Raw genomic sequence first — 6,374 nt, 5'->3', positions numbered from 1 at the left:
GCTTGGCGTAGATACTACAATGAGGAACGGCCACACGGCGCGATCGGGAACAAGGCCCCGATCACGCTGACGAAATCGGGGGGCGTCACCAGGCCGTCACCCTGAGCAAAAGCCAGGAAACTCTGCCTAAGGGCGGTAGAGCTCTGGGGTGCGGATCAACACCAACCGGGCTCCGGTCGTGGCTGGATGAAAGACCCGTGGCAGGTCACTACTCCCCATCTCTTGGACAGAATCTGACGTAAATTAAGCTACTCGTTGCACCTGCTGACCGGGTTGGTTGATATCATTTCTCTGCCAATACATCAGCGCCGGTGGCTTGCCGCCGAGGGCTGAGTGAGGGCGCTGGTGGTTGTAGAAGGTCATCCATTTCCGGATGGCCGCCTTCGTCTCCGATCCTGTCTCCCAAGCGTGCAGGTAGACGCACTCGTATTTCGCTGCGCGGTCCTTCGGTTCAGGGTGCGCCACAGCCTCTCGATGAAGATGTTGTCCAGGAAGCGGCCTTTCCCATCCATCGATATGCGCACGCCGGATCGACGCAGCCGATCCGTCCCGGCGAAGGACGTGAACTGAGACCCTTGATCGGTATTCATGATCTCGGGCGGGCCGAACTTGTGGACGGCTTCGTTCAGCGCTTCGACGCAGAAGTCGGCCTCCAGCGTGTTCGAGATCCGCCAGGCCAAGACCTTTCGCGTGTGCCAGTCCATGATCGCAACGAGGTGTAGAAATCCGCGCCTCATGGGCAGGTAGGTGATATCCGAGCACCAGACTTGGTTCGGGCGATCCACTCGCAGACCTCGCAGCAGGTAGGGATAGGTCTTGTGGCCCTTTGCGGGCCTGCTGGTGTTGGGCTTCTGGTAAATCGGCATCAGCCCCATCAGGCGCATCAGTCGCCGTATCCGCTTCTCGTTCACCAAGTGTCCGTCGTTACGCAGATGCCAGGTCATTTGCCGGACGCCGAAGAACGGGGTCTCCAGGAACTGCTCGTCGATCCGTCGCATCAGGCCGAGGTTCTGTTCGGTCTCGCCCTTGGGGGTGTAGTAGAAAGACGAGCGCGCGATCGACAGGTCCGGGTGGTGAGGCTCGATCATGCCGCGCCTCACTTCCCGCCCCAGGGCTTCAGATTTCGTTCCAAAAAAAGAGTTGGCCACCGCCAGCTCCCCGATCTTGGCGTGGAGCTCCTTCACCTGCTCCTCGTCGATCTCGGGCTTCCTGCGGCCCCCGCGCTCGAACACGCCGGACGCGCCTTCGAGCAGGGCCCGCTTCCATTGATGGATCATCGTCGGATGCACCCCGAACCGGCTCGCCAGTTCGGTCGCTGTCTCTTCACCCTTCAGGGCTTCCAGCGCGACCTTTGCCTTGAACTCGGGCGCGTGCTGCTTGCGTTTCGACATCTCTGATCTCCTTCTCGTCGAAGATCAGCAGACTGCAAATCGTAGCTTATGTCAGTGTCCGAATTTCAGGGGGTAGCTCAGCTTTTCCCAACAATTTTCCCGATCGCCTATGACGATATGACAATGCAGCGCTTTCCCAAAGAGCGCTCTATAGCATCGAGGAATAGTTAATAATTTCAAATGTGCGTTATGGTATAACATCCGCATGCGGGTAAGGAAAATTAAGGTATCATACACAGTTAAAAATTAATTCTCGGCCCCTTCTACAGGAGCCTCGCTCGCAAGAGCGTCTTTCGTCATATCGTCATATGAGTTGCAATTTTTACGTTATTTTTCAATTAATTGTAAAATAGTTAGTTTCTTCGCTTGGTTCGGATCGTCATGGGAACAAGGTCTACTCCAGACAACAACGGAGAGACGCTATGACGAAGACGATCAAGAAGCCCAGCTATCTCGGCACCGCGAGCCAAGTCGCATACAAAGAGGCCCTGGCGGCGGTCGAGGGAACATACGCGAGCCGCCATGCGAAGGCCCGGCACGCAGTCGGCGCGAGTATAGTCGGTCAGCGAGTGGCCCTCGTCCGCATCGCCGGTGTCGAACACATCGTCGGTGTTCATGACATCCCGGCGCTTCCGGCTCGCGTTAAGCCGCATGCGTTCTGCATTATTGAGTTTTGCGACGAAAACGGTGCCGTTTTTGTGCGGTCCGTTTGAATGGGACGAATTTTAATCACTACCTGCCTCGAGCAGTCCGCAAAAAACACAATCACCACAGGTTCAAACAATGCGTAAGCACATAAACATTATCCGCAACCGCGTCGCAAAATATCAGCCGATCGCTCAGCAGATCCGCGAGACCGCCGCCAAGGGCGGCAAGGTGCCCGGGAATGAGGGCGGCAGGGAAGAAGAAGGCGGCGGAGACTCCGACGACGAAGACGACTTGACCGCCATATTCGGCATCGGTCCTGCGCTCGATGCGAGGCTGAAGGCGGCGGGCATCCTCACCTTTCACGACCTCATTGAGGCCTCGGATGATGCGATGAATGACGCGAAGAAGGGCCTGGCGAAGATCGCGAAGACGAAGGGCTTGCGCAAGGCGGCTATCGACGAGGCCGCCTTGATTGCACCAGCGCAGCCCGAGGCCGATGCGGTCGAGGAAGATAGGGTCGATGATCTGTCGAAGATAGGCGGCATGACGAGCGCAGATGCAAAGAAGTTACACAACGCCGGGATCGTGACTTACGCCCAGATCGTGGAAATGAGTGACCGCCAGTTCGAGGCGCTGACAGACGGATGGGCAGAAAAGGCGGAGAAGCACCGCTGGCAAGATCAGGCCGAGGTGCTGGCCGCGAAGGTCCGCCCGGCGGAGAGCAAGGCCCCCGACGCTGAGGAAGATCGCGAGGACCACGATGAACGTGTGCGTGCTGGCCTTGCGACCGCCGCCGAGGCGATTACAGCCGCCGACATCTGGTGCTTGCTCGATTGCGAGCGCACTGACCTCGGAAACGCTGACCGGATGATGGCGAAATACAGTGACCGCATCCTCGATGCATTCGGACTTGGGATCATGGTTTGGACCGGCACGCGCTGGCTCCATGATCAAGCCGGCGGTTCACTCGATCGCGTAGCACAGGATACTGCACGTTCGATTGGTCGCGACCTCGCGACGGCTCGCGTGCTTCACGAATATGCGCCAGACCTCCTGCCCCAGCTGCCCGCGACGAAGAAGGACGCTGAGGCTCTGCGTGACCACGGTGCGGATGTCCGTTTCTCAATCGAGGAACTGGCGGGATGGTCCAAGACGTCGCAGAGTCAGAAGAGCATCACTGCAATAGCAAAGCTCGCAAAGTCGCACATGCAGATCGTCGCGACCGAACTCGACGCGGACAACTCGGTCCTCGGCGTTCGCAATGGTGCGGTCGATCTCCGCACCGGGGAATTGCTTGCCCCGGCTCAAGACATGCTCATCTCCAAAACCTGCCGGGCCGCATACGATCCAGAGGTGAAGTGCCCGGAATGGATGAAGTTCCTGAACGACATCTTCAACAATGACCGCGAGCTGATCGCCTACCTCCAGCGATGGATCGGCTATCTGCTGACAGGAGAAACCTCGGAGCAGAAGTTTCTGTTTCTCGACGGCAGCGGCTCTAACGGAAAGGGCGTCCTGACACTCATCCTCGAAGAGCTGATGGCGGACTATGCTCACAGCCTTCCCAAGGCCTACCTGATGAAGCAGCGCGGGAATCCACAGAATGGTGGAACAGACGAGATCCTCGCAAGACTGCGCGGTGCTCGTTTCGTCCATGCATCCGAGAGCGCCCCGGAAGATGTGCTGGATGAAGGCCGCCTCAAGCACTTCAGCGGCGAGGGAAAGGTTTCTGCGGGCCTGAAATTCGGCTCGATCGTCACTTTTCTCCCGGTCGGCAAGATCGTCTTGGATACGAATGATCTGCCCCGCATCCATAGTCAGGGCGACGCGATTTGGCGCCGCGTGAAAGTCATCAACTTTCCCAATACATACGCAAATCCAATCGACAAGATCTACGTCGAGGGCGTAACGAAGCCGAAAGACATGAAGCTCAAAGACAAGCTGCGGGCCGAATTCGCCGGTATCCTGGCATGGGCCGTCCGTGGCGCGGTAGAGTGGTATGCAAATGGCCTCGGCGAAGAGCCCGCATCTGTGAGAGGCCGTATCGACCGTTACCAGATCGAGACGGATCCTACTGGCGTTTTCATCGCTCAGTGCTGCGAACTCGATCCGAAGGCGTTCTGCGCCCATGGCGACCTCTACAAGGCCTACTGTGCGTATCTCGAGCAAACGGCATCCGGCAACCCGATCAGCTCGAAGGCGTTCGGTGCAGTGCTTCAGGAGAAGAAGCTGAGCCGAGAGCCACGCGGCGGCACGATCCTGCGCCACGGCATCCGTCTTAACGAGCATGGGATGGACTATCGAGACGGGCGCCCGGCGAATGCACTTGACCCCACCCAATGAATTCGATCGCCGCCGAGTAAGAGATCCCGGCCCGGCGGGCAATCCGGGCGACCTTTTGAACTGCCCCCTCCTCGGAGGGGGCTTTTTTATGCGATAAAAACCTGCTCTCTTACCTGAGATTTAACCTGGAGCATTCCATGCATAATTTTTTTCGTTTTTGCCATTACGTAGTTGCGGTCGCATTTTCTGCAGCGCCCACGATCGCCACCAGCCAGTCACTCGACGGAATGCTATTGGGCGGCGTCGTGAACGGAGCAAAGCAAAAAGGCGCTGAGATGCTTAATGATGCGCCGCAACAACTCGATAATCTCCTGTCGAGCGCCCGCACCGGTAAAGAATTTGCGTCCGAAACAGAATGCCTCGGAAACCTCCAAGTCCTCGCAAACGGTGCCGCGGTTATGGCGAAACTGATGCCCTTCTCAAGTGCGGCCACGCTCGAAGATCAGCGCGGACCTGTCGCGCGCGTTCGCCTACTTGTCAACGGAGAGAAGATTCACACCGAGGTTTGGTGCGATGGGCAGACGATGAAAGCAAAGGAGATGCCTTGGGGTCCCGGTTCCAAAGAACCGGCTGATCTCGCGCGGGGAAGCTTCGACGCCGCTCTCGGCACTCTTCTCTTGCTGCAGCTTCAGGGAGCGTTCAAGGGCCATACCACCGCTGATAGGAAAACAGAAACTGGGGCTGAGGCCCCGCCCCTGACGACCTCATCTCCGACACCTGATTTGTCTGGCCCGCCGATGACCGACGGCGAAAAAGCTGACTTAGCGGCTTCGCTGCAGGAGTGCGTTTCCTTGGGAGCAGCGCCAAAAGGTGAAGCAAGCGTCGCGGTTCGGTTGAAGATGAATCCCGATGGAACACCCGTGATAAGTAGTACTGCGTTCGTTGACGGCAGTGGCGCAGAGGGCAACCAGAGCGCGCTCTTCGAAATGGTCCGCCGCGCGATCGTTTTGTGCGGCGCGGACGGTCTAAATCTGCCAAGCGCAAAGTTTGGAGCGTGGAAAGTGCTCGACTTGGAATTTGACGGAAAGCAAATTTCGGTCAATTGATCGTCATGCTTTGTTCGAGACATCAGCCCTCTGAAGCAAGAGTGCGACACGTATTCCCAGGGAAGACCGCGCACGATTTGGCGTATCGTTGCTTCAATGTCTTTGAATAGCCCCGTATTTCGTAGACGCCTTCGTGTCTCAGTTTCTGCTGCCGCTCGAAATCGACGGGCGACAGCATTCCGTTCCGGGCGTGGTTGCGCTTCGGGTTGTAGAACATCTCGATGTAGTCGAACACATCCTGCCTGGCTTCTTCGCGTGTTCGATAGGTCCGTCGTCTGATCCGCTCACGCTTCAGCAGGTTAAAGAAGCTCTCAGCGACCGCGTTGTCATGGCGTAAGCGGTATCTGAGCGGCACGTTGTCTGCGCCGGCGCGGACTGCGAGGTGATACCCATCTCAAGGTGGGAGTGCGTTTCGCAATGGATGCTCAGACTTCGTTTCTCAGATCGCTCGGAGTTGAGATCTTCGAGAGCGGGCACCGCCGGTGGCCGGAGAATGTGAAGGCACAGGCCGTCGCGGAGACACTTGAGCCGGGCGCGACGGTGAACGCCGTGGCGGCGCGTTACGGGATGAAGCCGAACCAGTTGTCGGCGTGGCGATGCCTGGCCAAACAGGGTAAGCTGGTCCTGCCCGCCGCCGAGATGTCGGATGAGCCGACTGCCTTCACGCCGGTTGTCCTGTGCGAGCCGAAGCCCCCGCAGGCGTCGCAGCCCTCGGGGCGGTCGGACGACAGTCTGCGTCTCGTCTTCGGTGACGTGACGATCGCGCTTGCCGCCGACACCCCGGCAGTGCGGATTGCCGAGATCGTCCATGCGCTCGGGTCGCCCTCGTGATGATGCCGTCCCACACCGTCCGTATCCTCGTGGCGACACAGCCGGTCGACTTCAGGAAAGGCCACGACGGTCTCGCCGCGCAGGTCGCATCGGTCCTGAAAGAGGATCCGTTCAC

Annotated in this window: 6 protein-coding genes and 2 pseudogenes; 6 read left to right on the top strand and 2 right to left on the bottom strand. The window is 58.4% G+C overall.

The features are described 5' to 3' along the window. On the top strand, positions 1-105 hold a 105-nt coding region (locus BMI87_RS22415; RefSeq protein ID WP_146681737.1), incomplete at its 5' end, for an integrase core domain-containing protein. A 138-nt stretch (positions 106-243) separates the two neighbouring features. Here the strand turns inward: BMI87_RS22415 and BMI87_RS21645 are convergent. Further along, positions 244-1,391: pseudogene (locus tag BMI87_RS21645) on the bottom strand (IS3 family transposase). Positions 1,392-1,813: 422 nt separating this feature from the next. Between BMI87_RS21645 and BMI87_RS21640 the strand changes: the two are divergent. From BMI87_RS21640 to BMI87_RS21630, 3 genes are all read left to right on the top strand, one after another. Beyond that, a complete protein-coding gene (locus BMI87_RS21640; RefSeq protein ID WP_078523524.1) occupies positions 1,814-2,104 on the top strand; it encodes a hypothetical protein in 291 nt (96 codons plus the stop codon). A gap of 70 nt (positions 2,105-2,174) precedes the next feature. Further along, entirely contained in the window at positions 2,175-4,382 is a 2,208-nt protein-coding gene (locus BMI87_RS21635; RefSeq protein WP_078523523.1) for a phage/plasmid primase, P4 family, read from the top strand. Positions 4,383-4,519: 137 nt separating this feature from the next. Further along, entirely contained in the window at positions 4,520-5,428 is a 909-nt protein-coding gene (locus BMI87_RS21630; RefSeq protein ID WP_078523522.1) for a hypothetical protein, read from the top strand. A gap of 124 nt (positions 5,429-5,552) precedes the next feature. On the opposite strand, the pseudogene BMI87_RS21625 reads toward BMI87_RS21630, so the two are convergent. Continuing rightward, positions 5,553-5,759: pseudogene (locus tag BMI87_RS21625) on the bottom strand (IS3 family transposase); the annotation flags it as partial. Positions 5,760-5,845: 86 nt separating this feature from the next. On the opposite strand from BMI87_RS21625, the gene BMI87_RS23065 reads away from it, so the two are divergent. Both BMI87_RS23065 and tnpB read left to right on the top strand, forming a co-directional pair. Beyond that, a complete protein-coding gene (locus tag BMI87_RS23065) occupies positions 5,846-6,259 on the top strand; it encodes a transposase (RefSeq protein WP_371326899.1) in 414 nt (137 codons plus the stop codon). Then, a partial coding sequence (tnpB, locus tag BMI87_RS23060) for an IS66 family insertion sequence element accessory protein TnpB (protein WP_146681736.1) occupies positions 6,259-6,374 on the top strand: 116 nt, incomplete at its 3' end. The genes BMI87_RS23065 and tnpB, both read left to right, overlap by 1 nt.

Origin of the sequence: Thioclava sp. F28-4 (assembly GCF_002020045.1) — a bacterium.
In the GTDB taxonomy this organism is placed as follows: domain Bacteria; phylum Pseudomonadota; class Alphaproteobacteria; order Rhodobacterales; family Rhodobacteraceae; genus Thioclava; species Thioclava sediminum.
Note: the sequence above shows the minus strand (reverse complement) of the source record. Positions and strands in the feature narration are given on the sequence as shown.